This window comes from Pseudomonas sp. GL93 (genome assembly GCF_003408955.1).
GTDB lineage: Bacteria > Pseudomonadota > Gammaproteobacteria > Pseudomonadales > Pseudomonadaceae > Aquipseudomonas > Aquipseudomonas paracarnis.
This window is the reverse complement of the sequence record NZ_NKRF01000078.1, coordinates 172830-195925: the sequence shown is the minus strand read 5'-3', so window position 1 is coordinate 195925 and position 23096 is coordinate 172830. Positions and strand designations below refer to the sequence as shown.

The 23096-nt window shown below is 61.2% G+C and carries 24 protein-coding genes; 11 read left to right on the top strand and 13 right to left on the bottom strand.

The features are described from left to right. Positions 1–2: 2 nt before the first annotated feature. Positions 3–1292 carry a serine/threonine transporter gene (locus CER19_RS17105; RefSeq protein ID WP_116667246.1) on the top strand — a complete coding sequence of 430 codons (1290 nt, stop codon included), beginning with the start codon at positions 3–5 and terminating at the stop codon, positions 1290–1292. 278 nt (positions 1293–1570) lie between these two features. Then, a complete protein-coding gene (locus tag CER19_RS17100; protein WP_116667245.1) occupies positions 1571–1888 on the top strand; it encodes a DUF3509 domain-containing protein in 318 nt (105 codons plus the stop codon). Here the strand turns inward: CER19_RS17100 and CER19_RS17095 are convergent. Continuing rightward, positions 1885–2373 (bottom strand): phosphate-starvation-inducible protein PsiE, encoded by a 489-nt coding sequence (locus tag CER19_RS17095; RefSeq protein ID WP_014717052.1) that lies wholly within the window; start codon positions 2371–2373, stop codon positions 1885–1887. The two genes, CER19_RS17100 and CER19_RS17095, sit on opposite strands and share 4 nt — an antisense overlap. Positions 2374–2659: 286 nt before the next feature. Between CER19_RS17095 and CER19_RS17090 the strand changes: the two genes are divergently transcribed. Next, on the top strand, positions 2660–2920 hold the full coding sequence (locus CER19_RS17090; RefSeq protein ID WP_003188807.1) for a YebG family protein: 261 nt from the start codon (positions 2660–2662) through the stop codon (positions 2918–2920). 54 nt (positions 2921–2974) lie between these two features. On the opposite strand, the gene CER19_RS17085 is transcribed toward CER19_RS17090, so the two are convergent. Continuing rightward, positions 2975–3994, bottom strand: coding sequence for a Glu/Leu/Phe/Val dehydrogenase dimerization domain-containing protein (locus CER19_RS17085; protein ID WP_116667244.1), 1020 nt, complete (start codon positions 3992–3994; stop codon positions 2975–2977). A gap of 187 nt (positions 3995–4181) precedes the next feature. Between CER19_RS17085 and CER19_RS17080 the strand changes: the two genes are divergently transcribed. Continuing rightward, the gene (locus CER19_RS17080) at positions 4182–4985 is read left to right on the top strand and encodes a SirB1 family protein (protein ID WP_116667243.1); all 804 of its coding nucleotides are present in this window, start codon (positions 4182–4184) and stop codon (positions 4983–4985) included. A 101-nt stretch (positions 4986–5086) separates the two neighbouring features. On the opposite strand, the gene CER19_RS17075 is transcribed toward CER19_RS17080, so the two are convergent. The 4 genes from CER19_RS17075 to hmgA form a co-directional block, all read right to left on the bottom strand. After that, on the bottom strand, positions 5087–6403 hold the full coding sequence (locus tag CER19_RS17075) for an aromatic acid/H+ symport family MFS transporter (protein ID WP_116667242.1): 1317 nt from the start codon (positions 6401–6403) through the stop codon (positions 5087–5089). Positions 6404–6656: 253 nt separating this feature from the next. Further along, the gene (gene maiA / locus CER19_RS17070; RefSeq protein WP_116667241.1) at positions 6657–7292 is read right to left on the bottom strand and encodes a maleylacetoacetate isomerase; all 636 of its coding nucleotides are present in this window, start codon (positions 7290–7292) and stop codon (positions 6657–6659) included. 12 nt (positions 7293–7304) lie between these two features. Continuing rightward, entirely contained in the window at positions 7305–8591 is a 1287-nt protein-coding gene (gene fahA / locus CER19_RS17065) for a fumarylacetoacetase (RefSeq protein ID WP_116667240.1), read from the bottom strand. A 3-nt stretch (positions 8592–8594) separates the two neighbouring features. After that, entirely contained in the window at positions 8595–9878 is a 1284-nt protein-coding gene (gene hmgA, locus CER19_RS17060; protein WP_116667239.1) for a homogentisate 1,2-dioxygenase, read from the bottom strand. A gap of 120 nt (positions 9879–9998) precedes the next feature. Here hmgA and CER19_RS17055 point away from each other — a divergent pair, with 120 nt between their 5' ends. Then, positions 9999–10778, top strand: coding sequence for an IclR family transcriptional regulator (locus CER19_RS17055; RefSeq protein ID WP_116667238.1), 780 nt, complete (start codon positions 9999–10001; stop codon positions 10776–10778). 1 nt (position 10779) lies between these two features. On the opposite strand, the gene dacB is transcribed toward CER19_RS17055, so the two are convergent. The 7 genes from dacB to CER19_RS17020 form a co-directional block, all read right to left on the bottom strand. Continuing rightward, positions 10780–12237, bottom strand: a complete 1458-nt coding sequence (gene dacB / locus CER19_RS17050; protein WP_116667237.1) for a D-alanyl-D-alanine carboxypeptidase/D-alanyl-D-alanine-endopeptidase — start codon at positions 12235–12237, stop codon at positions 10780–10782. 168 nt (positions 12238–12405) lie between these two features. Further along, the gene (locus CER19_RS17045; protein WP_116667236.1) at positions 12406–14820 is read right to left on the bottom strand and encodes a TonB-dependent receptor; all 2415 of its coding nucleotides are present in this window, start codon (positions 14818–14820) and stop codon (positions 12406–12408) included. A 297-nt stretch (positions 14821–15117) separates the two neighbouring features. Continuing rightward, positions 15118–16059: a glutathione S-transferase family protein gene (locus CER19_RS17040; RefSeq protein ID WP_116667235.1), complete on the bottom strand. Its 942-nt coding sequence runs from the start codon at positions 16057–16059 to the stop codon at positions 15118–15120. A gap of 75 nt (positions 16060–16134) precedes the next feature. Further along, positions 16135–16407 carry a GIY-YIG nuclease family protein gene (locus CER19_RS17035; RefSeq protein ID WP_073524363.1) on the bottom strand — a complete coding sequence of 91 codons (273 nt, stop codon included), beginning with the start codon at positions 16405–16407 and terminating at the stop codon, positions 16135–16137. 36 nt (positions 16408–16443) lie between these two features. Then, on the bottom strand, positions 16444–16914 hold the full coding sequence (locus CER19_RS17030) for a nuclear transport factor 2 family protein (protein ID WP_078466475.1): 471 nt from the start codon (positions 16912–16914) through the stop codon (positions 16444–16446). A gap of 90 nt (positions 16915–17004) precedes the next feature. Then, positions 17005–17640: a response regulator transcription factor gene (locus CER19_RS17025; protein ID WP_116667234.1), complete on the bottom strand. Its 636-nt coding sequence runs from the start codon at positions 17638–17640 to the stop codon at positions 17005–17007. Positions 17641–17838: 198 nt separating this feature from the next. After that, the gene (locus CER19_RS17020) at positions 17839–18657 is read right to left on the bottom strand and encodes a response regulator (protein WP_116667233.1); all 819 of its coding nucleotides are present in this window, start codon (positions 18655–18657) and stop codon (positions 17839–17841) included. A 381-nt stretch (positions 18658–19038) separates the two neighbouring features. On the opposite strand from CER19_RS17020, the gene CER19_RS17015 reads away from it, so the two are divergent. From CER19_RS17015 to CER19_RS16990, 6 genes are read left to right on the top strand one after another with little or no spacing between them, the layout of a single operon-like run. After that, entirely contained in the window at positions 19039–19662 is a 624-nt protein-coding gene (locus tag CER19_RS17015) for a DUF1120 domain-containing protein (RefSeq protein WP_116667232.1), read from the top strand. Positions 19663–19677: 15 nt separating this feature from the next. After that, positions 19678–20307 carry a DUF1120 domain-containing protein gene (locus tag CER19_RS17010; RefSeq protein WP_116667293.1) on the top strand — a complete coding sequence of 210 codons (630 nt, stop codon included), beginning with the start codon at positions 19678–19680 and terminating at the stop codon, positions 20305–20307. 28 nt (positions 20308–20335) lie between these two features. Next, on the top strand, positions 20336–20956 hold the full coding sequence (locus CER19_RS17005; RefSeq protein WP_116667231.1) for a DUF1120 domain-containing protein: 621 nt from the start codon (positions 20336–20338) through the stop codon (positions 20954–20956). Positions 20957–20971: 15 nt separating this feature from the next. Beyond that, positions 20972–21595: a DUF1120 domain-containing protein gene (locus CER19_RS17000; protein WP_116667230.1), complete on the top strand. Its 624-nt coding sequence runs from the start codon at positions 20972–20974 to the stop codon at positions 21593–21595. 3 nt (positions 21596–21598) lie between these two features. Next, positions 21599–22282: a DUF1120 domain-containing protein gene (locus CER19_RS16995; protein ID WP_116667229.1), complete on the top strand. Its 684-nt coding sequence runs from the start codon at positions 21599–21601 to the stop codon at positions 22280–22282. A 32-nt stretch (positions 22283–22314) separates the two neighbouring features. Next, a complete protein-coding gene (locus CER19_RS16990; protein ID WP_116667228.1) occupies positions 22315–23019 on the top strand; it encodes a fimbria/pilus chaperone family protein in 705 nt (234 codons plus the stop codon). The last annotated feature ends 77 nt before the right edge of the window (positions 23020–23096 follow it).

The window sequence follows — 23096 nt, the reverse complement described above, 5'->3', positions numbered from 1 at the left end:
CGATGACTGATGTACGTACACCTGCTGCCGAAAATCCCGATGTCAGAGAAAACACAGTAACCACCGGCTGGACCAAACACGACACCACCTGGATGCTCGGCCTCTATGGCACCGCCATCGGCGCAGGCACCCTGTTCCTGCCGATCAATGCCGGCGTCGGCGGTTTCTGGCCGCTGATCGTGCTGGCACTGCTGGCATTTCCGATGACCTTCTTCGCCCACCGTGGGTTGACGCGCTTTGTGCTGTCGGGCAAATCCGGCGACATCACCGAAGTGGTGGAGGAACACTTCGGTGTCGGCGCCGGAAAGTTGATCACCCTGCTGTATTTCTTTGCAATCTTCCCGATCCTGCTGGTGTACAGCGTGGCGCTGACCAACACCCTGGGCAGCTTCATGGAGCACCAATTGCACATGGCGCCGCCGCCCCGTGCGATCTTGTCCCTGGTGCTGATCCTTGGCCTGATGGCCATCGTGCGTTGTGGCCAGAGCGTGATCGTCAAGGCCATGAGTGTGCTGGTGTACCCGTTCGTTGCTGCGCTGTTGCTGCTGGCTGTCAGCCTGATCCCTAACTGGAATGGTGCGTTCTTCGCCTCCGCCAGCGAAGGCATGCCGTTGCCGCTGTTCTTCAAGACATTGTGGCTGGCGATCCCGGTGATGGTGTTCTCGTTCAACCATTCACCGATCATCTCCGCCTTTGCCGTTGACCAGAAACGCGTCTACGGCGCCCAGGCCGAGCGCAAAAGCAGCGGCATCCTGGCCACCGCCCACGGCATGATGGTGCTGACCGTAATGTTCTTCTGCTTCAGCTGCGTGCTGGCGCTGTCACCGGCTGACCTGGCCGCTGCCAAGGCTCAGAACATCTCGATCCTGTCGTACCTGGCCAACCACTTCCAGACGCCGGTGATTGCCTACGCCGCGCCGTTGATCGCACTGGTGGCGATCACCAAATCCTTCCTGGGCCACTACATTGGTGCCAGCGAAGGCTTCCAGGGGCTGATCGTCAAATCCCTACGCGGGCGTAACCGTTCGATGTCGTCCAAATGGCTGGAACGCAGCACAGCGTTGTATATGGTACTGACCTGCTGGGCCGTGGCCACCTTCAACCCCAGCATCCTGGGCATGATCGAAACCATGGGCGGGCCGATCATCGCGTGCCTGCTGTTCCTGATGCCGATGTACGCCATCCGCCGCGTGCCATCTTTGCGCCAGTATTCAGGCCAGGCATCAAATGTATTTGTGGTGGTCATCGGGCTGATTGCGCTGTCTGCGATCGTTTTTTCCGTGATGCCCTGAATTAGCTCACTGATCTCCAAAAGCAGCACAAAAAAATGTGGGAGCGGGCTTGCTCGCGAATGCGGTCCTTCAGCCAAGTATTTGTTGGCTGATACACCGCATTCGCGAGCAAGCCCGCTCCCACATTTGGATTTCTGTGCCGGGTAAATCGCTGTACGGCACGGCCCTTGCTGTAGAACTTTCGAGGAAAACGGAATTTGGCCAGTGGTCAGGCAATGCGAACTAATCCTGACACCGGCCGTCAATGACTGCATGTTCTTATCAGGCGGTAACGCACCATGGACAATCCTTTTCAGATCATCACCGACACGTTCAGCCCCCAATACCGCGTCAACCTGAGCATCCAACGGCTGGACGGCAGCATCATGCTCACCCTCTCGGACGAGACCGGCGTAGTGGCCAAGCGCATGATCAGCGCCGAACAACGCAACGACCCGCAACGCCTCAAGCGCCTGGTGCAAAGCATCCAGTTCGGCATCGCCATCGAACAGGGCCACAGCGCCGTGCAAATCCTGGAGCTGATGACGGACGGCGACAGCCACAAACTCCTGCAGCAACCGCCCGCCCGTACCCTGCCCTTCAGCGTCGGGCTTTAAAGCTCGCCCTTCTCGGTCTCCAGGCTCGCCTCGCCCTTGCGACGCGGGCTTTCGACCTTCACCGAAGGGAAGGCCGACGAGGCGTAGCGCACTACCAGGATCGCAAACGCCAACAGCAAAATGCCGCCGCACAGGTAGATGATGCCCAGGTCCGGCGGGTTGTGATGGGACACGTTGGAGATCAGCAAACGCGTGAGCGCTGTGATCGCCACGTAGATCAGGAAGCGCACCGGCATGTGGTTGGTCTTGAAGTAAATCCCGACCATGGCGCCCAATTCCAGGTAGATGAACAGCAGCAAGATGTCATCGATCTTGATGTGCCCGTTCTCCAGCATCCCCAGGAATTCCATCACCGCCGCCCAGGCGGTCACCGCACCGATGGCAAACAGCGCCAGGTAGTGGAACGACTCGACAAACAGATTACCCAGCGACTCGGCCAGCCCGTGGACTTGCTGACGCAGCCTTTCGGCCCAATTGATTTTCACGATGATGCTTCCTTAGGTCGGCTCGACCGGATAATGCGGGGTGGACGTGACGGTTGTTCTGCATGCAGAAAAAAGGCCAGCACTGCCATGAGATGATGGCTCGGTGGCATGAGGCACAGAAATCTGAGCCCTTGCCACAGTGAGCGTTTGCGCTGTAGCAAACCCCCATTTCCCAACTACATTAAAAACCTACTATCCAAACCCCAACGTTTGGCTTATCCTTTTAGCTGTATATAAATACAGTAGTCGCAAAAGACAACTATCGTGAAGGCATGTGAGGTGGTGAATGGCCGTCGAAGTGGTATACCGCAGCAGCCGAGATCTGGAGCGTTTGTTCATGGATAAAGCCGAAGCTGACCGTCATGACAAGATGCTTGAACTCGCTGAGTTGCTGGCAGAGGTGTTGCAAAAAGCCGTGCCGTCGTTGAGCGAGCAGCAGGTGGAAGAAGCCGGGATCTACATGGCGAAGAACCGCGATGTCTTTGCCAAGGCGTTCAAGAGCCAGCCGGACGCATTGTCCGAGTTACTGAACCCGGCGGCGGAGTGAAGCCCGAATTGAACAGGCCCTGAATCATGGTTCAGGGCCTTTTTAATGCCTGGCCTATTTGTACAGCAGGCGTTCGGCCAGCTCATCGGCCACCCGTGCGGGGGAGCGTTTTTCGGCTTGGGCGTGGGCGAAGATTTCGGTCAGGCGCGTGCCGATGTTCGACAGGTGCGCGGTGATGCCTGGCAGGTCGGTGCCGGCGTGTTTGAGGGCTACGTAGATCAGCCCGCCAGAATTGATCACATAGTCTGGTGCGTAGAGGATGCCGCGGCTTTCCAATTGGTCGGCGATGTCCAGGTTGGTCAGTTGTGCGCTGGCCGAACCCGCCACCGCGGCGCAACGCAACTGGCCGACGCTGTTGCGGTTGAATACGGCGCCGACGCCGCACGGTGCGAGGATGTCGCAAGGGGTGCTGAGCAAGGCATCGTTGGCAATCGGGTGGGCGCCCAGTTGCTCCATGGCCAGTTGCACCTTGCCGTGGTCGATGTCGCTGACCAGCAACTCGGCACCGGCGGCGTGCAATTGTTCGGCCAGGGCATAACCGACATTACCCAGGCCTTGCACCGCGACGCGCAGGCCCTCGAGGTTGTCGCTGCCCAGGCGCGCCATGGCGGTGGTGCGGATACCGGCGAATACCCCCATGGCGGCATGGGGCGCGGGGTCGCCGGCGGCGGTGGTGCTGGTGACAAAGCGGGTGTTCTGGGCGATGCAGTCCATGTCGGCGACCGAAGTGCCGCTGTCGATCGAGGTGATGAAGCGGCCGTCGAGTTTTTCCACACAACGGCCAAACGCCTCGAACAGCGCCGCACGGCTTTCCACGTGCACGGGGCGGATGATCACCGCCGTGCCGCCGCCCACCGGCAGCCCGGCCAGTGCCGCTTTGTAGCTCATGCCTTGTGCCAGGCGCGCGGCATCGGCCACGGCGGTTTCGTCGTTAGGGTAAGCCAGGGAACGACAGCCACCCAACGCTGGGCCCAGACGACTGTTGTGGATGGCGATGATCGCCTTCAAGCCGGTCACCGGATCAACGCTCAGGTGCAGCGATTCAAGGCGGGTGCTGTGCATGAGCGCAAACATCAATGAGCTCCCGAATCACTTCTGGTAGTGGGCCAAGTATAGGCTTGCGGCAGAAAACTGCTGGATTGCGCTGGAATAAGCCGCGCGTTTTCGTGGGATCTACGACATAAGAGCGTGGGATATCTCTCAAGATGCTGGACGAAAATTCGCAGCAAGGCTAAAACGGGGGCATATGCCGGAGAACTCAATGAATCCCCGCACCGCCTTTTTCGCCTGTCTGGACCGTTCACCCCCCGCGCTGTTTGAAGCCGCGTTGTGGATTGCTGCCGAGCATGACGCCAGCGTGCAGCCGGCGCTGATCCTGCACGACCTTGGCGCGCTACAACAACAGGTCAGCCTGGGCATGCCCCTGCTACCAGCGGATGAACTCGGCCAGCCGCTGCTGCGGCGCATGAATGACCTGGGGTTTGCTCAGGATGATCATACGCCGTTGCGCCCCGCCGCCGCGCTGTTGGACAAAGTGCTGCAACGCAAACGCGGGCAACCCTTGGCCATGGGCCTGATCGCACTGGAGATGGCAAAGCGCCTGGATATCCCGATGGTCGGCGTGAACTTCCCCGGGCACTTCCTGCTGCGGGTACCTGGAACCGATCACCTGTTGGACCCTTGCGGCGGTCGGCGCCTGTACCCCAACGACTGTCGCGAGTTGCTGGCGCGCCAATACGGGCCGAAGCTGAAATTGCAGGCCGACCACCTGCTGACCGCCGAGCCACGGGCGATCCTGCAGCGGCTGTCGCGCAACCTGCGCCCACTCTACCTTGCCAACGACGAGCCACTGGCCGCCCTGGTGGACGCCGAGCGCGTACTGGAACTGGGCAACGCCAGCGCCTCCGACTACCTGGCGCGGGCCAGCCTGTATCAACGCCTGGACTGCCCGAGTGCCGAACGCTTCGACCTGGAACACGCCCTGCTGCTCAGCGACGACCCTATCCAGCGCCTGCGCCTGACCGAGCGGCTGGGGCACCTGCCGCCCAACTCAGTGGTGCACTGACCCCACTGTAGGAGCGAGCTTGCTCGCGAAGAACGCAAGGGCACCGCGTTAAACCAGGATGCCCGCGTTATCGTTGACGTGCTTCGCGAGCAAGCTCGCTCCTACAGTGAAGGCGCCCGCACTTGAATAATCAGCAACGCTGCAATCACCGCCGGAATCGCGCAGAAGAAGAAAATCTGCTCGACCGGTATATGCATCGCCAACAACAGGCTGCCAAACAGTGGCCCCAGAATCGACCCGAATCGCCCCACACCCAACGCCCAGCCCGTGCCGGTGGCGCGCACGTGCGCCGGGTAGAAGTTGCTCGCGAAGGCATTGAGGGTCAGTTGCCCGCCGATGATGCAGAACCCGGCAGCGAACACGCAGGCCACCAGGTAGCGTGGGTTGTCGTGGTTCAAGCCCAGCAGAATGGTGCACAGCGCTGCCGCCGCCAGCACGCCGGACAGCAACCGCACTTTGCTTTTCAGACGGTCGGCAAACCAGGCCATGAGGATGGCGCCCAAGGTGCCGGCGAACAGGAACATGGAGGTGACCAGGTTGGCTTCGTTCAACGCCAGGCCGCTTTCGAGCAATAGCGACGGCAACCAACTGATCATGAAATACAGCAGGATCAGGCTGACAAAAAAGGTCGCCCAGATCAGCAACGTCGGGCGGGCGTAGCCGTTACGGAACAGCTCCACCACCGTCAGTTTGCTGCCCTGCTCCTGGCGGTTCTCGGCTTCGCTGGCGGACGGCGGCTGCCACTCGGGCAGCATCCGCCCCGTGACCTTGCGCAAACGCAGGTACGGCGGCGCATCGCGCAGCAACCGCGGCAGGGATTCGGGCAACAGCCATACCAGGAACGGGAACAGCAGCAATGGCGTCACGCCGCCGGCCAGGAACACCGCTTGCCAGCCAAAGCTGTCGATAAACCCCGCCGCTACGAAGCCACCCGCCGCGCCGCCGAACGAAAAACCGCACGCGGCCAGGGTCACCATCAAGGTGCGTAGGCGTGGCGGCGAATATTCCGACATCAACGCCATGGCACTGGGCATCGCGCCGCCCATGCCAATGCCGCAGATAAACCGCGCCGCCATCAACGTGGTCAGGGAATTGGCGAACACCATCAATACCGTGAGGCTGGCGTAGATCAGCACGCACGCCAGCAGAATACGTCGCACGCCAAACCGATCCGCCAGCGGTGTCACCAGCAGCGAGCCCAGGGTGAGGCCCAGCAGGTTGGCGCTGAACACGGGGCCGAACGCGGCTTTTTCCAGCCCCCAATCCTGAGCCAATGCCGGCACTACATAGCCCAGCACCTGGGCGTCATAGCCATCGGTGACCAGTAGCAGTGCCAGCAGCAGGAGAATTAACCATTGGTAGCGGGACACCGGACGGGCGTCGAGTGCCGCACGAAAGCTGGCAATCTGATTGTGCATCGCAAGGTACCTTTATTTTTTATTAGGTTGGCGCGATCAAATGTGGGAGGGGTTTACCCCAATGCCGGTCAGTTAAGCGCGAATCCCCTGTGGGAGCGGGCTTGCCCGCGAAGGCGGTGTGTCCGTCACCGCATCTGCCACTGCACCAACGCTTTCGCAGGCAAGCCAGCTCCCACATTTGATCTTCATGGCTGTGAGCATTGCGCTCGCTTAACTGAACGGCATTGGGGCTTCCCACCCTCCCACAGGGGTCCTAGGGGGTGTCAGGTTGATTGGCGGGGTGGGCCTGCACGAAGGCCGGATGTTGGGCCGCCAATGCCGCCACCCGCCCAATGCGTGGGTACGCCGCCAAGGGCACCTTGAAACGCTCGGCCGCGTACAACTGCGGGATCAAAAACGCATCGGCCAAGCCCGGCTGCTCGCCAAAGCAAAACCCAGTGTCGCCAATCAACTGCTCCACCGCGCCCAGGCCCTGGCTGATCCAGTGCCCTATCCACTCCAGCAATTGCGCCTCATCGTGCCCCCACTTGCGCAGCAAGTTCTGGGTGCTGGAGTTATGCAACGGGTGGATATCACAGGCGATGATCGACGCCACCGCCCGCTCATGAGCCCTGGCGACCAAATCCTTGGAGAGCAGCGGCACCTGTGGATAACGCTCTTCCAGGTACTCGATGATCGCCTGTGACTGAATCAGCAACGCCCCCTCATCGGTACGCAAGGCCGGAACGCGCCCTTGCGGGTTGATCGCCAGGTATTCCGGCTGGTGGTTGGCGCCGCCTGCCGGCACCAGCAGGTTGACCGGCAGCGCGGTGAAATCCAGGCCCTTGAGTGCCAGGGCAATACGTACCCGATACGACGCGGTAGAACGGTAGTAGGTATAGAGTTCCATTGCCCAGCCCTCTTAACGCGCCGCGACCACGGTACCGCGGCATTCGCCGAAACCGATGGAGGCAAAGCCTTCACGGTTGCAACGGGCACGCAGGATGATTTCGTCGCCGTCCTCGAGGAATTTACGTACCTCGCCGCTGGGCAATTCAATCGGCTTCTTACCGCCTTCGGTAATTTCCAGCAGGCTGCCGAACTGCCCCGGCTGCGGGCCAGACAACGTGCCCGAACCAAACAGGTCACCGGCCTGCAACTGGCAACCATTGACGCTGTGGTGCGCCACCATTTGTGCCACGGTCCAGTACATATGTTCGGTGTTGCTCAAGGTCAGGCGATGGGCGGGCAGGTTTTGCTCGCGCATCGAGGCCGTGGTGAGCAGCACTTCCAGTTCGATATCAAAGGCGCCCGCGTTCTGATCACGCTTATCCAGCAGGTAAGGCAGCGGTTGCGGATCACCTTCAGGGCGCGGCGGCTGGGCTTTGCGGAAAGGCTCCAAGGCTTCGGCGGTGACCACCCACGGCGAGATGCTGGTGATAAAGCTTTTCGACAAGAACGGCCCCAGCGGCTGGTACTCCCAGGCCTGGATATCCCGCGCCGACCAGTCGTTGAGCAGGCAGAAACCGGCGATATGCTCGGCGGCATCACCAATGGCAATCGCATCGCCCATGGCATTGCCCTGGCCGATCCAGATGCCCAGCTCCAACTCATAGTCCAGGCGCGCGCATGGGCCAAAGGTCGGCTCGGACTGGCCGGCCGGCAGGGTCTGGCCTTTAGGGCGTCGCACCTCTGTACCCGAGGGACGAATGGTCGAAGCACGGCCGTGGTAACCAATCGGCACGTACTTGTAGTTCGGCAACAGCGGGTTATCGGGACGGAACAATTTGCCGACGTTTTGCGCGTGCTCGATGCCGACGTAGAAGTCGGTGTAGTCATTGATCTTGGCCGGCAGGTGCATCTGGCAATCGGCGGCACGGTGCAGCACGTGCGCTTCGCGGTTTTGCAGCTCGCTGCCTTCGGCCAGCAGTTCCAGCAGGCGCTCGCGCAGGGCAACGCGAGGGCCACGGCCCAGTTCGAAGAGCGCGTTCAACTGCCCGCCCGCAGTAGCTTCGACGGCGCGTCGGGCTTCGCCCTCAAACGCGTCCAGTGCGGCATGCAGGTCGAGAATTGCATCGCCAATCGCCACGCCACTGCGCGGTGCCGAGCCATTGATACTGAACACGCCCAGGGGCAAGTTCTGCAGGGGGAAATCGGCGTGGCCGTTGGCCGAGGATACCCAACTGCGGGTCTGGGTTGGTTGAGTCATGGGTTATCTCCGGTTCGGGTTGAAGGTGGCGGGCAGCGCGGCCCAGCACGCGTCATACGCAGGTTGCAGTTGTGGGCACTCCAGGGCGAACTGGGTCGGGCGCAGCACTTGGCTGGTCTCGAACATGAACGCCATGGTGTTATCGATCTTGTGCGGCGCCAGGTCCGCATTGATGGCCTTGGTGCAGGTCTCGCCATCCGGGCCATGGGCGCTCATGCAACTGTGCAGCGATGCGCCGCCCGGCAGGAAGCCTTCGGCCTTGGCGTCGTAGGCGCCCTGGATCAGGCCCATGTATTCGTTCATCAGGTTGCGATGGAACCACGGCGGCCGGAAGGTGTTCTCGGCCACCATCCAGCGCGGCGGGAAGATCACGAAGTCGAGGTTGGCCAGGCCATGCACGCTGGTGGGCGAGGTCAGCACGGTGAAGATCGACGGGTCCGGATGATCGAAACTCACGGTGCCAATGGTGTTGAAGCGACGCAGGTCGTATTTGTACGGCACATTGTTGCCGTGCCAGGCGACCACGTTGAGCGGTGAATGGTCCAGCTCGCAGGCCCACAGTTCGCCGAGGAATTTCTGTACCAGCGTGGTCGGTTGCTTGAGGTCTTCATAGTGGGCAACCGGCGTAAGAAAGTCGCGGGGGTTGGCCAGGCCGTTGCTGCCAATCGGCCCCAGGTCAGGCAGGCGCAGCGGAGCGCCGTGGTTCTCGGCGACGTAACCGCGGGCTTGCGTGTCCAGCAGTTCGATACGGAACTTGAGGCCACGAGGCAGCACGACAATTTCCAGCGGCTCGACATCCAGCACGCCCAGTTCGGTGGCGATGCGCAGGCGGCCCTGCTCGGGGACGATCAGCAGTTCGCCGTCGGCATTGAAGAACACGCGCTCCATGGAGCGGTTGGCGCGGTAGTTATAGATGCTGATGCCCGCTGGTTTTTCCGCCCCCGCATTGGCGACCATGCCCACCAGGCCGTCGATAAAGTCCGTCGGCTCACTCGGGATATCCAACGGGTTCCAACGCAAGCGATTGGGCGTCACCGCGCCCAACGGGCCACCGGCCAATTGCCGCGCAAGCTTGACGAACGCCGGGTGGTTGGCCGAAGGCTGGATGCGGTACAGCCAGGTGCGACGGGCTTCGCTGCGGGCCATGGTGAAGGCGGTGCCGGAAAACAGTTCGGTGTAGAGGCCGTAAGGGGCTTTCTGCGGCGAGTTCTGGCCAACCGGCAGCGCGCCGGGCAAGGCTTCGCTGGCGAATTCATTGCCGAAGCCCGACAGGTATTCGAGGTTCATGGATCGTCCTCTGAGGGTCAGTTGTATTTATCGTAATCCAGTTACGCATAACGTAATTTGATCACTGTTGACCGTCAAGCTATAAAGACGCCCATTCATCTTTCGGATTCTCGCCCTTCCATGGAAAAGCCCCGCGACACCGGTAAACAGAAAGTCCGCTCGGCGGAAGTCGGCACCGATATCCTCAAGGCCCTGGCCGAACTGTCCCCGGCCACCTCGTTGTCACGCCTGGCCGAACATGTGCAGATGCCGGCGAGCAAGGTCCACCGCTATTTGCAGGCCCTGATCGCGTCGGGTTTTGCCGAACAGAACGCAGCCACCAACCATTACGGCCTGGGCCGGGAGGCATTGCGAGTGGGGCTGGCGGCGCTGGGCAGCATAGATGTGTTGAAAGTCGGCGCCATGCCCCTGGCCGAACTGCGCGATGAATTGAATGAAACCTGCTTTCTGGCGGTGTGGGGCAACCAGGGCGCGACCGTGGTGCAGATCGAACCGGCAGTGCGCGCCGTTACCGTGGTGACGCAGTTGGGCTCAGTGCTGCCGCTGCTCAGCTCGTCCACCGGGCTGGTGTTCAGCGCTTACCTGCCGTCACGGGAAACTGTGGAACTGCGCGAACGCGAGGTTCAAGCCGGCACCGCTCATACCTTGGCAGACGATCAGGCCTATGCCAGCGTGTGCGAACAAATCCGCAGCCGTGGCCTGCACTTTGTGCATGGCTTGCTGATGCCCGGCGTGGATGCGTTGTCGGCGCCGGTGTTCAATGCGGTCGGGCAAGTGGCGGCAGTGATGACCGTGGTCGGCCCGACCTCACTGTTCCATGCCGATGAAGATGGCCCGGCGGCGCAGCACCTGCTGGCGGCGACCCGGGCCGTGAGTTGGCGCATGGGCTATCAGCTCTGAATCACTGCTCGTTGCGTGACAGCGCCACTGCCACGCGATCCTCCAACGCCTTGACCTGCGCGCCGGCCACCACGTAGTTGTTGGTCAGCATCGCGAACACCAGCTTGCGCCCGCCGGCGTCGGTGATGTAACCACTCAATGACGACACACCGCCCATGGAGCCGGTCTTGGCGTGCAGGTTGTTTTGCGCCTGCGTGTCGCGCAGACGGTAGCGCAGGCTGCCGCCGGTCATGCGGTCGGTGTTGCCGGCAATCGGCAGCGCGTTGTACCAGGCGTCGAACCACGGCTGTTTGCTGGCGGTCAGCAGCAGGTCGGTGAGGGTTTGCGACGACACCAGATTGCGCCGCGAGAGGCCGGAGCCGTCGACCTGACTGAACGTGCTGGTGTCCAGCCCCTGGCGCTTGAGAAACCCGGCCACCGCCACGGCGCCCGCCGCTGCCGTGCCGCTATTGGCGGTCTGGCGGCCCATGGCCTTGAGCAAGGCTTCGGACATGTTGTTGTTCGAAAGCTTGAGCAGCGGCGTGATCAACTCCTGCAACGGCGCCGATTGGTGCTCGGCCAGCACCGTCACTGCAGCCGGGCTTGCCCCGCCCATCACTCGACGCCCCAGTACGGTGATGCCCTGTTGCGCCAAGGCTTGTTCGAATAGATTCGCGACCAGTTGCGTTGGCTCCCAGACGCTGACCAATTGCTGGCTCTGCCGCCCCGGCGCCACTGCGCCGCTGAGCTGCAACAGGTTGGTGCCATGGCGACGGTTGATCCCATAGCTGTTGCCCGGCCCACTGATGGCGCGGTTGCTCAGTTGCAGGTAATCGGTGGGCGGGAAGATCTCGACACTCACCGGCGAGCCGGCCCGCACTGGCGCCTTGGCCGTGACCAGCACGCTGCCGGCATCGAAATCCGCATTGGGCGACACAGTCAGCGCCGAAATCTGCGCGCCGTAGTAGGTGGTTTCATCGTCATGGGACCAATCCACCCCCAATCGCTCGGCATCGAACCAGGTGTCGTCGAACACCAGATCGCCCTGTACCTGGCGTACGCCCTGGCTGGCCAACTGCGCGGCCAGCGCCTGGTAATCGGCAAACTGAATACTCGGGTCGCCCAGGCCACGCAGGTACAGGTTGCCGGTCAGGCGGTCGCCCTGGCGTATGCCATTGCTCAGCAGTTGGGTGGCGAAGCGGTATTGCGGCCCCAGTACATCCATGGCCGCGGCGGTGGTCAGCAATTTAAGGTTGGAAGCGGGCACCAGCCGGGTGCGAGGGTTGTGCTGATAGAGCGTGGTGCCCGTGCGGGCGTCACGTACCATCAGCGAGACCGTAGCACCTTGCAGCGCCGGATCGCTCAACAGTTTATCCAGGATTGCCGGCGTGGAAGTTTGGGAGACGCTGGCGCAGCCGCCCAGTAAAAAACTCAAACCGACCAGCAGGGTGCGGGTGCGTAACCATTTTCCAAAGTGCATCGTTGCGTTTTCCATAAGCATGCAATGGCGGCAACGCTAACAGCTCGCTATCAATGTGGCGACCGCTTTCCTGTGGGAGCTGGCTTGCCTGCGATGCAGACAACTCGGTGTATCAGGCAAACCCAGTCGATGCCATCGCAGGCAAGCCAGCTCCCACAGATAAATGAATCAGAAGGTCAAGGTGCTGGACACCGACACCTGCCGCGCATCACCCATGGACACAAACTGCGTATTCACCGAGGACGTGTAGTAGGTGCGGTCGAACAGGTTCTTCACATTGAGCTGGAACTTGACCTTCTGCCCCTCAAGCCTTGTGTCATAGCTGGCGAACACATCGGCCACGGTGTAGCTGGGCAGTTCGAAACTGTTGGCCGCGTCCCCTGCCCGCTCGCCGACATAACGCGCCCCGGCGCCGACGCGCAGTTGATCACCACCCAGGATGCTGCCGAAGTCATACACCGCCGACAACGAGCCGGTATTTTTTGCCACATTCTGCAGGCGATTGCCTTTGAGCTTAGGGTCTTCGGTAACCTCGGCATCGGTGTAGGCATAGCTGCCAATCAGGCTCCACTTGTCCGTCAGTTGGCCGCTGGCGTCCAGCTCCAGACCGCGTGAGCGCACCTTGCCAGCCACGCTGTACTCCGAGGTCAGGCCCTCGCCCACCTGCACCAACACGTTGCGTTTATCGATGGTGAACAACGCTGCGCTGGCGGTGATGCGCCCCGGCAGGTCGAACTTGGTGCCCAGCTCCCAGGCCTTGGACTCTTCAGGGTCGAGACTGCCATCCAGCACGGTTTTGTTGGCCAGTGGCGCGATGGTGGAGTTGGGTTTGAACGACTCGGTGTAGCTGCCGTAGAACGACAGTTCATCGGTGTAGCGATACACCAGCCCGGCCCGTGGTACCCACTTCTGGCCGTTGCCATCAGTGTTGGCGGTGAACGGCACGCCTTTGCCAGCGTATTGATCGTACATCTGATAGCGCGCACCGCCGACCAGAATCCATTGGTCGTTGAGGTGGATGGCATCCTGGAAGAACAGCGAATCGCTGCGCAGCAGGTCAGTCTGGTTGCTGTCCGGCGCGCTGACTTTGGAGCCGGCGACTTCGTTGCCGTACACCGGGTTGTTGTAATCGAAGCTGCCTCGCGGTGCCTGGCGGATCAGGTCGGCGCGGTAGATCTTGCGGTATTCATCGTCCAGGCCGAATACCAGGTCGTGCTGCATACCCGCAACATCGACCTTGCCTTCGAGGCTGGCGGTCGCGAAGCGGTCGGTGGTCAGCGCGCCCTGGGTGTCGTCCATGCTGCGGGTCAGGGTGCCGTTGGGGTTGACCTTGACCACGCGCACCTGGCTGGCGTCGTAGGTTTCGCGGTTCCAGCTGTAGCCGAAGTGGGCCTTCCAGTCGTCGTTCAGGTCGTGGTCCACGGTCAGGCGATACAGGTCGGAGCGCCCTTCCATATTGTTGAACGGCTCATCCAGACGGCGGGTGGCGGGGATGTTTAACGGATGGTTGGTCTTGGGATCGATGGCGGTGCCACGGTCGAACGGCGCGAGAAATTCGCGGTGTTCATAGGCCAGCACCACTTGGGTGGTATCGCCGTACCAGGCCAGGGACGGCGCCACCAGGGTCTCGCGATGGGTGCCGTAGTTACGCCAGTAGTCTTCGTCCTCATGATCGACGATCAGGCGATAAGCCAGGCCGCTGTCGCCGAGGGGGCCGGTGGTGTCGAGGTTGCCGCCGCTGCCGTTTTTGCCGCTGCCGAAGGTTGAACCGCGCGCGGTCAGGGAGGTGGACTGCACCAGCTCAGGCTTTTTGCTGACGATATTGACTACGCCGCCCGGGTCCTGGATGCCATACAACAGCGAGGACGGGCCCTTGAGCACTTCAATACGCTCGGCGGTAGCGTTCATGGCACGGCCCTGCACCACCGGCATACCGTCCTTCATGATCGAGCCGTTACGGTTGTCGCCAAAACCACGCAGCATCACCGCATCCTGAGTGCTGCCGAGGGTGTTTGTCTGGGTGATGCCGCTGATATTGCCCAAGGCATCATCCAGGTTACGCGGCTGTTGATCGCGCAATACTTGGGCGGGCACCACATTCACGGTTTGCGGGGTTTCCAGCAGCAGGCCATGGGAGCGCATCACTGAACTGGTGGGCGGTGGCTGGTAGCTGGTGCTGGCTGGGGTCTGGTCGAGGCCGCTGATGGTGGTGGCACCGAGGTTGACCGCGCCATCGGTGGGCACGGGCTCCAGCGCCAGGGTACGGGCGTCGATCTGGCGGAAAGTGAAGCCGGAACGGCCCAACAGACGTTGCAGGGCCTGGGTCGCGCTCATCTGCCCACTGACCGCCGGGGCGCTGAGACCGTAGGGCGCCTCGTCGGTGTAGATCACACTGATGCCGGTGACCCGGCTGAAATCGCTCAACGCCTGGGGCAGCGGCTTGGCCGCCAGGGCAAAATTGAACTGGGCACTTTGCTGCTCCTGCGCCTGCGCCATGGCCAGGGGCAGCAAGGCCAACCCCGACACCGTGAATACCGAGGCTCCCAGCCACTGTTTTACCCAACCGCCCGCCGTCGATTTCATGCTGTGAGCACCCGTGTAGAAAACGCTGTTAATGCGAATTGATCGCAGTTTCATGCACTACACGGATGGGCTGGTGATTTACCTCACCTCTGCTGGCAACTATTTTTTACTTACTGCGTCTGGGTGCATACCTGTGTGCCCACACAATCAGCGTACGGCACAGTTACCCTGTGGGAGCGGGCTTGCCCGCGAATGCGCAGTGACAGTCAATGAATCTTTAACTGAACCACCGCTATCGCAGGCAAGCCAGCTCCCACACTGGCCATGTAGTGCCCACAGGGGTGAATCGTTCGTCCTTCAGGCAGCTATGCCCTGGATGCGAAACCCCCAGCGCGGGAAATGCACATGCACCGTACCGCCGCGTTCATCCGTGCGACGCAGGATCAGCTCTTCGCGCCCGGCGAACAGCAACTCGCCGGCGACCGGATCAACGCCATAGTCGATGGCCGCGATGGTCACCTGCTGACCCGCCTTAACGCCGTTCAAGTCCTCGAACACCTCATCCGGCAACGGTGCCGGTGTAGCGTTGCGGGCGATGTCCAAAGCCTGCTCTGCGGTCATCTGGCTGGCGGTTCCATGACCAAAGCCCAGCACGCGCCCCAGCCAGGCCAGCACGGCCGGGTAAGCATCCACCAGCGGCGCGGTGACCGGCGTGGCCTTGAGGAACCACAGCGAGTGGGCCAGGGCAAAGTCGGCAATCGACGGCGCGCCGAACAGAAAGTCGCCGGACTCTCGCTGCAACTGTTGCTCCAACCGCGCCATGATCGCCGGCCATTGATGCTTGGCCAGTTCAGCCGGCAGCTTGCTCGCCGTGCCGCCACTGAACAGCGCGGCGCGGTCAGCGATAAAGGCTTTGATGGCCTCCGGCGGTAACTTGCCAAAGCGCACCGCCACCGATTCCGGCTGGAACACCAGGCTGACGGCATGGGCGAACACCACGCTGTCGGCCCAGGTGGCGAAGGTCTGGGTAATCATTTCCTGACCCAGCGGAAACAAAGCCGGCGAGGACTTTTCCTGCTCCAGGCGGCGAGCGATCAGGGCGGTGTCGCAATAGATATCCGCACCGACTTGCAGCACCGGGGTTTTGCGGTAGCCGCCGGTCAAGGCCGTCAGGTCGGGCTTGGGCATCACCGGCGAAATGTTTACGGAATGCCAGGACAGGCCTTTGAAGCCCAGCAACAGCCGCGCTTTTTCCGCAAAGGGTGAGGTCGGGTAATGGTGCAGGATGAGCTCAGACATACGGGTTTGCGCTTGGCGAGTGAGCGAGCAGATTACCGCGCAAAAGCCCTCGACGGTGTGATGGGAACCTATCAGTCAGCCTGATGAACCACTCGCTGCCAGGCATTCCTTGGCGCTCTTCTTCAATTTCTTGATCAAGCGTTCTTGACGCAGCGCCTCACCCTTGCTCGCGCATTGCTCGGTGTACACCAGCGCCACTGCGGGGCTGGACAGAAAAAACCGCGCGCCCTTGCCGCTTTGGTGCGAGGCAAACCGGCGCACCGGGTCGTTGCTGATGCCGCAATACAGCGCGCCATTGGCGGCGCGTACCAGGTAGACATACCAGGGCTTGGGTTCAGGTGTATTCACGGACAGGTTCGGCAAGGCAAAGGAGCGCGCAGTTTATCAACGACTGGCCTGGAATGCCTTCAGGCCTTTGTTCGCCTGGGCGCGCACGGCGTTGCGTACCAGCGGCGTCCAGCCCAACAGCAGGCCCTTGGTGCCCAACGCCTGGCGCGACCAACGCCACAAGTCGAAGTGATCGTGGTGCTCGCAGATCTTGCCGTCGCGCAACACAAAGCGCGCCTGGATATCGTTGACCACCGTGTTGCCAGTCGTGCTGAACAGATAAGTCGCCACCCAATGCGCACTGCCAGTGCGCTCGTCGCTGCGCACCTGGTCGAAGGTCAACGAAAAATCCTTGGCCCGGGTGGTGAGCATGCGCCACATATCCCCTGCGTCACGGCCTCGCAGTTCGCCAAAGGCCGGGTCGCTGAACACCACGTCATCGCTGTAGCAGGCGACCATGGCCTCGGCATCCAGGCGCTGGAAGGCGCTATAGAATTGGCTGATCAGGGCGTTATGGGCATCACTCATGGGCAGGCTCCGCGGGCGTCAAAAGAGTAGGCGCACGATAAGCCGCCCAAGCCGTCATGGCTACTGTCATTCGCCACGCAAATAAGCGCGCTACGGCGCTATCCCAGTACTGCGGGCGTAGGCGAACAAGTCAACGTCGGTGGAAATACTCAAGCGCTGCATCGCCGTGCTTTTCTGCTTGCTGATGGTGGAGACGCTGCGGTTGACCTGGGCTGCAATCTGGCTGACGGTCATACCGCTGGCCAGCATGCGCACCACTTCGCGCTCCTTGCCGGACAACTGCGGCTCCTGGGACTGATCGCCCGTGCCGGCCTCTACCAGTTGCACCCGCAGGCATTCACTGGCGAAGGTCTGCCCGGCCTGGACCGCCTTGATCGCGAGGGGCAACTCCTTGGCCGAAGCACTTTTGGCGACCACTGCCCTGGCGCCGTGGGCAAAGGCTGCGCGTAACGTGGCGACGTTGGCAAACATAGTGACCAGTATCACCGGCAACTGCGGATACTGGCGCTGCAACAGGCCCAACAAGCAGTAGCCATCGGCCTGCTGGCCGCCTGGCATGGCGAAGTCCGTGACCAGTACGTCGCACGGCGTGCTACTGAGCACGCCGAGTAACTGATCGGGACCGTCGGCTTCACCGACCACTTTGCACTTGCCATTCGCCTCGATCACGACTTTTTGCCCGACCCGGACAATAGGGTGATCGTCAGCAATAATTACTCGAAGCATAGGCACCCACGAATGATGGCAACTTGAACCCGCGCAAAATACCTCTGCCTGCGATCATCAACAACTGCTAACAAAGAGGCACTTGCGGCCGAACCCAATGTTCAGTAGTGGCTGATTTTTGGACTACAACACAATAGGAAAATACCTACAGCCAAAATTAGACTAACGACCAGGTAAAACGCTCTGCAACAGTATTCTTCACAACTCAGACAGATACTCCAGGTAAGCGCACAGCCGTGCTTCAAACACTTCCAGTTGCGCCTTGTGCGTAGCGACACCCTCGGCCTGGACCTGCTCGATCAAGCTCACGGCACTGGTTTCCAACCCCGTGCCCCCCAGGAACACCAGGCTGCCCACCAGCCGATGCAGACGCTCGGCGGTCAATGGCGCGTTCAACGTCGCACGGGCATGACGCAACACCCGCTGGTCTTCCCAGGCCTCCATCAACAGGGCTTCCATCAACTGGTCGACGACCAGGTCGCTGCCAAACGTGGTCACAAGCGTGGCACGGGTGGGCCAGTTCGCCACCGCAGCAGCAGCGTATGGCTCGACATAACGGCCCTCGCCGCCCGGCAACCAGCGCACCAGTACGGCGTGCAGTTGCTCAAGGGTCAGGGGTTTGAGCAGCCAGGCATCCATGCCGGCCTTGCGGCAACGTTGGGGGCTGTCGTTTTGCAGGTTGGCGGTCAAGGCAATGATGGGCACCCGCTTCACCCCCTGCTCGCGCTCATGCTGGCGAATGGCGCGAGTCATGCTGTAACCGTCCATGAAGGGCATCCGGCAATCACTGATCACCAGATCAAAGGGCCGACTGGTAAAGGCGTCCAACCCCATGAAGCCATCGGTGGCCAACGCGTGTCCGAGCCCCAGTTTTTGCAGCAGCCAACCCAGCAACAGGCGATAGGCTGAATGGTCCTCCACGACCAGAACATTCAAGTACTGCCAATGAGGCGGGAGAGAAAAAGGCGGTTTGGCTGTCCGGCTCGCTCCTGCGGTTGAACCTCCTGGCGAACCCATCAGTACCTCTTCGTGGTGATTAATTCGGCAGCCCTCCGCGGCACTGATACAGCAATGCCAGGCACACCCTTTTGATTGTTATCGACTTTCAACCTATAACCTTTTGAATGGCTTCAAGCCGATACAACAACTACGAAAAACGCCGCGAAAATCTACCGTCCCGCACTGCGCTTACACCACACCCCGCCAATGTCGTATTTGTTGTATTTCCCCCGTGCATCCCCCTCGTTAGATTGTGCCCACCCCAAAGAGGGACGGCTTGCCACTCCCCGGTAAACGCCAGAAACGTCGAGATCGCCGCCAGGCAACCACCCGTCCACACACGATCGGGCGTTGCCCTGCCGCGCCTCAATCTGCCAGCTTGCAATGGAACAATTTGAAATGAAGACCTCTGTATCCCTACTGAGCAGTGCCCTGCTGCTCGCTATATCTTCATCGGCATTCGCCGCCAGTAGCGTCGACCTGAGCGTCAAAGGGTTAATTACGCCCAGCGCCTGCACCCCCAGCCTGCCAGGTGATATCGACTTTGGAAAAATCGCGGCAAAAGACCTGGACCTCGACAAGAGCACCTATTTAGAGCGCAAGACCGTGCAACTGAGCGTCAACTGCGATGCCGCGACCCTGTTCGCCATTCAACCCATCGACAATCGCGTCGGCTCGGCCATGTATAGCCACTCGTTTGGGCTGGGCATGATCAACGAAAACCAGAAGTTGGGCATGTATCAATTGGTGTTCAGCAACCCCGTCGCCGAAACCCCATCCACCCTGCTGGCCAAGTTCAACGATGATGATCGCTGGGTCACGCTTTACCCTGACGACGGCGTCGCGCCCAACGACCTGGTGGCACTGGGTAGTCGTGGTGAAAGCGGCTGGGCGCCGCACCCGATCAAGGACGCACTCATGGACGTCATGCTCTACACCGCGATTGCCCCGGCAAAAAACCTGACCTTGACCGACGAAGTGGCAATCGACGGCTCTGCGACTTTTGAAGTGAAGTACCTGTAAATGGACGTTTCCCAGATGAAGACCCGCCTGCCCCTGTTAAGCAGTGCCCTGCTGCTCGCCATGAGCTCATCCACGTTCGCCGCCAGCAGCGTCGACCTGACCGTCAAGGGGCTGATCACACCCAGCGCCTGCTCACCCAGCCTTTCAAGCGGCGGGATTGTCGACCACGGCAAAGTCGCGGCCAAAGATCTGAAGCTGGACCACTGGACGTTGCTTGGCAATCACATGCTGCAACTGACGATCAACTGCGAGGCGGCCACCCTGTTGGCCCTGAAGGGCATCGACAATATAGGTAACGCCTTTGATCCGAGGAACAGCTATGGCCTGGATTTGGTCGGCGGCAAGAAATTGGGCGAATACCTTCTGGTGCTAAGTAACCCTTCGGCCGACGACGCCGCGATCTCCATGATTGAGTCTGCGAATAACGGCCTCACCTGGCAGGAAAGCTTCCCAGGCGACGTCTGGCCAATTACCTCCCTCGCCTCGTTTGGCGATCGCTCAAGCGGCAGATGGGCCCCCACCCCGGTCAAGCAGGTGACGGCAGACCTCTTGGTGCAAACCCTCATCGCCCCAACGGCAAATATGGACCTGACGACTGAGGTGGCCATCAACGGTTCCGCCACCCTTGAAGTGAAATACCTGTAAACCACCACTCACCCACTGGATGTGACCCATGGCCAGCCCTCTCACTACCCTCACCGCGACCCTGTTGCTGTTTGGCGCCGGCTCAGTCTTCGCCGCCAGCAGCCAGGACCTGACGGTCAAAGGCATCATCACGCCAAGTGCCTGCGCGCCAGTGGTCTCCGGCGGCGGCAACGTCGACTTCGGCAAAGTGTCGGTCAGGGACCTCAACGCCGACACGTATACCGACCTGCCCCGAGAAACCCTGCTGTTGAGCGTGCGTTGCGAAGGGCCGACATTTTTTACCCTGAACACCATCGACAACCGCGCCGGCACCACCGCCAGCCACTTCAGTTGGCACGGCCTGGGCATGACGCCCGATGATGAAAAACTCGGCGATGCCGGGCTTGGCCTCTACAGCCCTGTGGCCGACGGGGTAGCGGTACGTACCATCACCTCACGGGATGGCGGCGCGACCTGGATGCCCTCCGTGATGCTCAGCCATACCGTGTTGACGGCGGTCGCCAGCACCGACGGCCTGGTGCCGATTGCCATCCGGGAACTGGACGCCGAGATCCGCCTGATTACTCACATCGCGCCCGCCAGCAACCTGACACTGACCGACGATGTGCCTATCGACGGTCACGCCACCGTACAAGTCAATTACCTCTAAGGATAAGGAGCCCCGATGAACATTCGATTGACCACCCTTGCCGCCAGCGCATTGCTGCTCGGTTCCGCCCCCACCTTCGCTGCGTCCAGCGTGGACCTGACCGTCAAGGGCCTGATAGTGCCCAGTGCCTGTACGCCTAGCCTGTCCGGCGGCGGTGTGATCGACCACGGCAAGGTGTCGGCCAAGGATCTGAAACCAGACCAAGCGACAACACTTGGCCCCCACACCCTATCGATTGCCGTCAACTGTGATGCACCGATCCAGTTTGCCCTGAACGCAATCGACAACCGTGCTGGCTCATCAAATGTATCGAGCTACTTCGGCCTGGGTTTTATCAACGACACTCAGCAGCTTGGCAGTTTTCGCCTCAGGTTGCGTAACCCGGTTGCCGACGGTAGCACCGCAGTGCAAACCATCGTATCGACTAACCAAGGCGACACCTGGTACGAGGATTATATCTGGGAGCCGAGCATGTATATGTCAGTGGCCTCACTGGATGACGCCAGTCAGCCAATACCGGTCAAGGATTTAAGTGTAGATATGGAAGTGAATACATTCATCAACCGCGCCGACAGCCTGGACCTCAGCAACGAGGTCACCATCGACGGCTCCGCCACCCTTGAAGTGAAATACCTGTAACCCATGGCCGCCCATCCCTCGAACACCTGCAGGCATGGGCTGCGTCTACCTGTGCCGGTGCTGAACAGTCGCCCCCGTTGCCTCGTCGCCTTACTCTGCCTGGCCACCCTGGCAGATGCGCGCGCGGCCTCGGCTGTCGACCTCACGGTGAGCGGCCGGGTGACACCGGATGCCTGCCATATCGAGCTGACGAACGACGGCATCATCGAGCACGGCAAGATCCCCGCACATAGCCTCAACATAGACGAGTTCACCGTGCTGCCCAGCCAGTTACTCGAGCTGCATGTGCTCTGTGCCAGGCCCATGCTGTTTGCCTTGGTGGGCATCGACAATCGTGCCGACTCCTCGCTGGCCCCCGACTTTTTCTACGGACTGGGCAGAAACACCCACGCCCCCGAGGAGCGTCTCGGCTCCGTCGCGCTGGCCTATCGCAACGCGGTGGGCGATGCGCAGCCCATGCAGGTATTGGCCTCCATCAACTACGGGGAAACCTGGTCGCCGGACCCCAATGCCTACCCAGGATCCTATATGGCCTTTGCACCGCCGGGCGATCGTCAACCTGACTTCATCAGCCAACTGACCGCCGTGCTTCAGGTGGTCACCGCCATCAACTTTTCGCAGTACCTGACGCTGAACCAGGAAGTCCCCCTCGACGGTTCCATCGTCCTGGACTTGCGCTACCTCTGACCGATGCCTTTTGGCCTAATGGAAAACCCGTCATGACGACGACATTCTCAAACACCGCTGTCGGCCTTATCGCCCTGCTGCTGATACTCGGCAACCAAGTCAAAGCCGACGGGATGATACCGGACACTTCCGTGGTGATCGTGCACGAAGCCGAAGGCGAAGCAGCAGTGTCGGTGACCAACACCGACAGCCAACTCGCCCTGCTGCATGTGACCTTGCAGGATATTCCGGAAGACACCGAGCCGCTGCTGGTGGTGACACCGCCGCTGTCACGGGTCGAAGCGTCCAAATCCCAGTTGGTGCGCTTCATCCTGCAAAACCAGAAGCCGTTGCTCACCCAACGACTTAAACGCGCGGTGTTCGAAGGCATGCCCCAAGGCCGTGCCGCAACCGCCGCCGGCCATGCCCGCGTGGGCGTGACCGTGCGCCAGAACTTGCCGGTGATCGTGCACCCCAAAGGCCTTGCGCCCAACCGCACGCCTTGGACCGACCTGACCTGGACCTTGCGCGACGGCCAGTTGCAGGTGCGAAACGACACGCCCTATGTAGTACGCCTGGCGCAGGAGCTGCTGCTGTTGCCCGGCGACGGCAGGGCGATGCTGCCGCGCACTTACGTGCTGCCCGGCGAAGCCTTGAGCATGCCGGCCAGCGGCGGGCAGGCCAACACGGTCAGGTTGCAGCCGGCCACTGTGTATGGCTTTGCGGTGAAGGCCTACGACGCACCGATCACCCTCTGACTGAAAACCGCAGGCGTCGCACCCCGGACCGCCGCCTGAATAACGAAGTGACGGCTCATTGACCGTCACCAGAACGC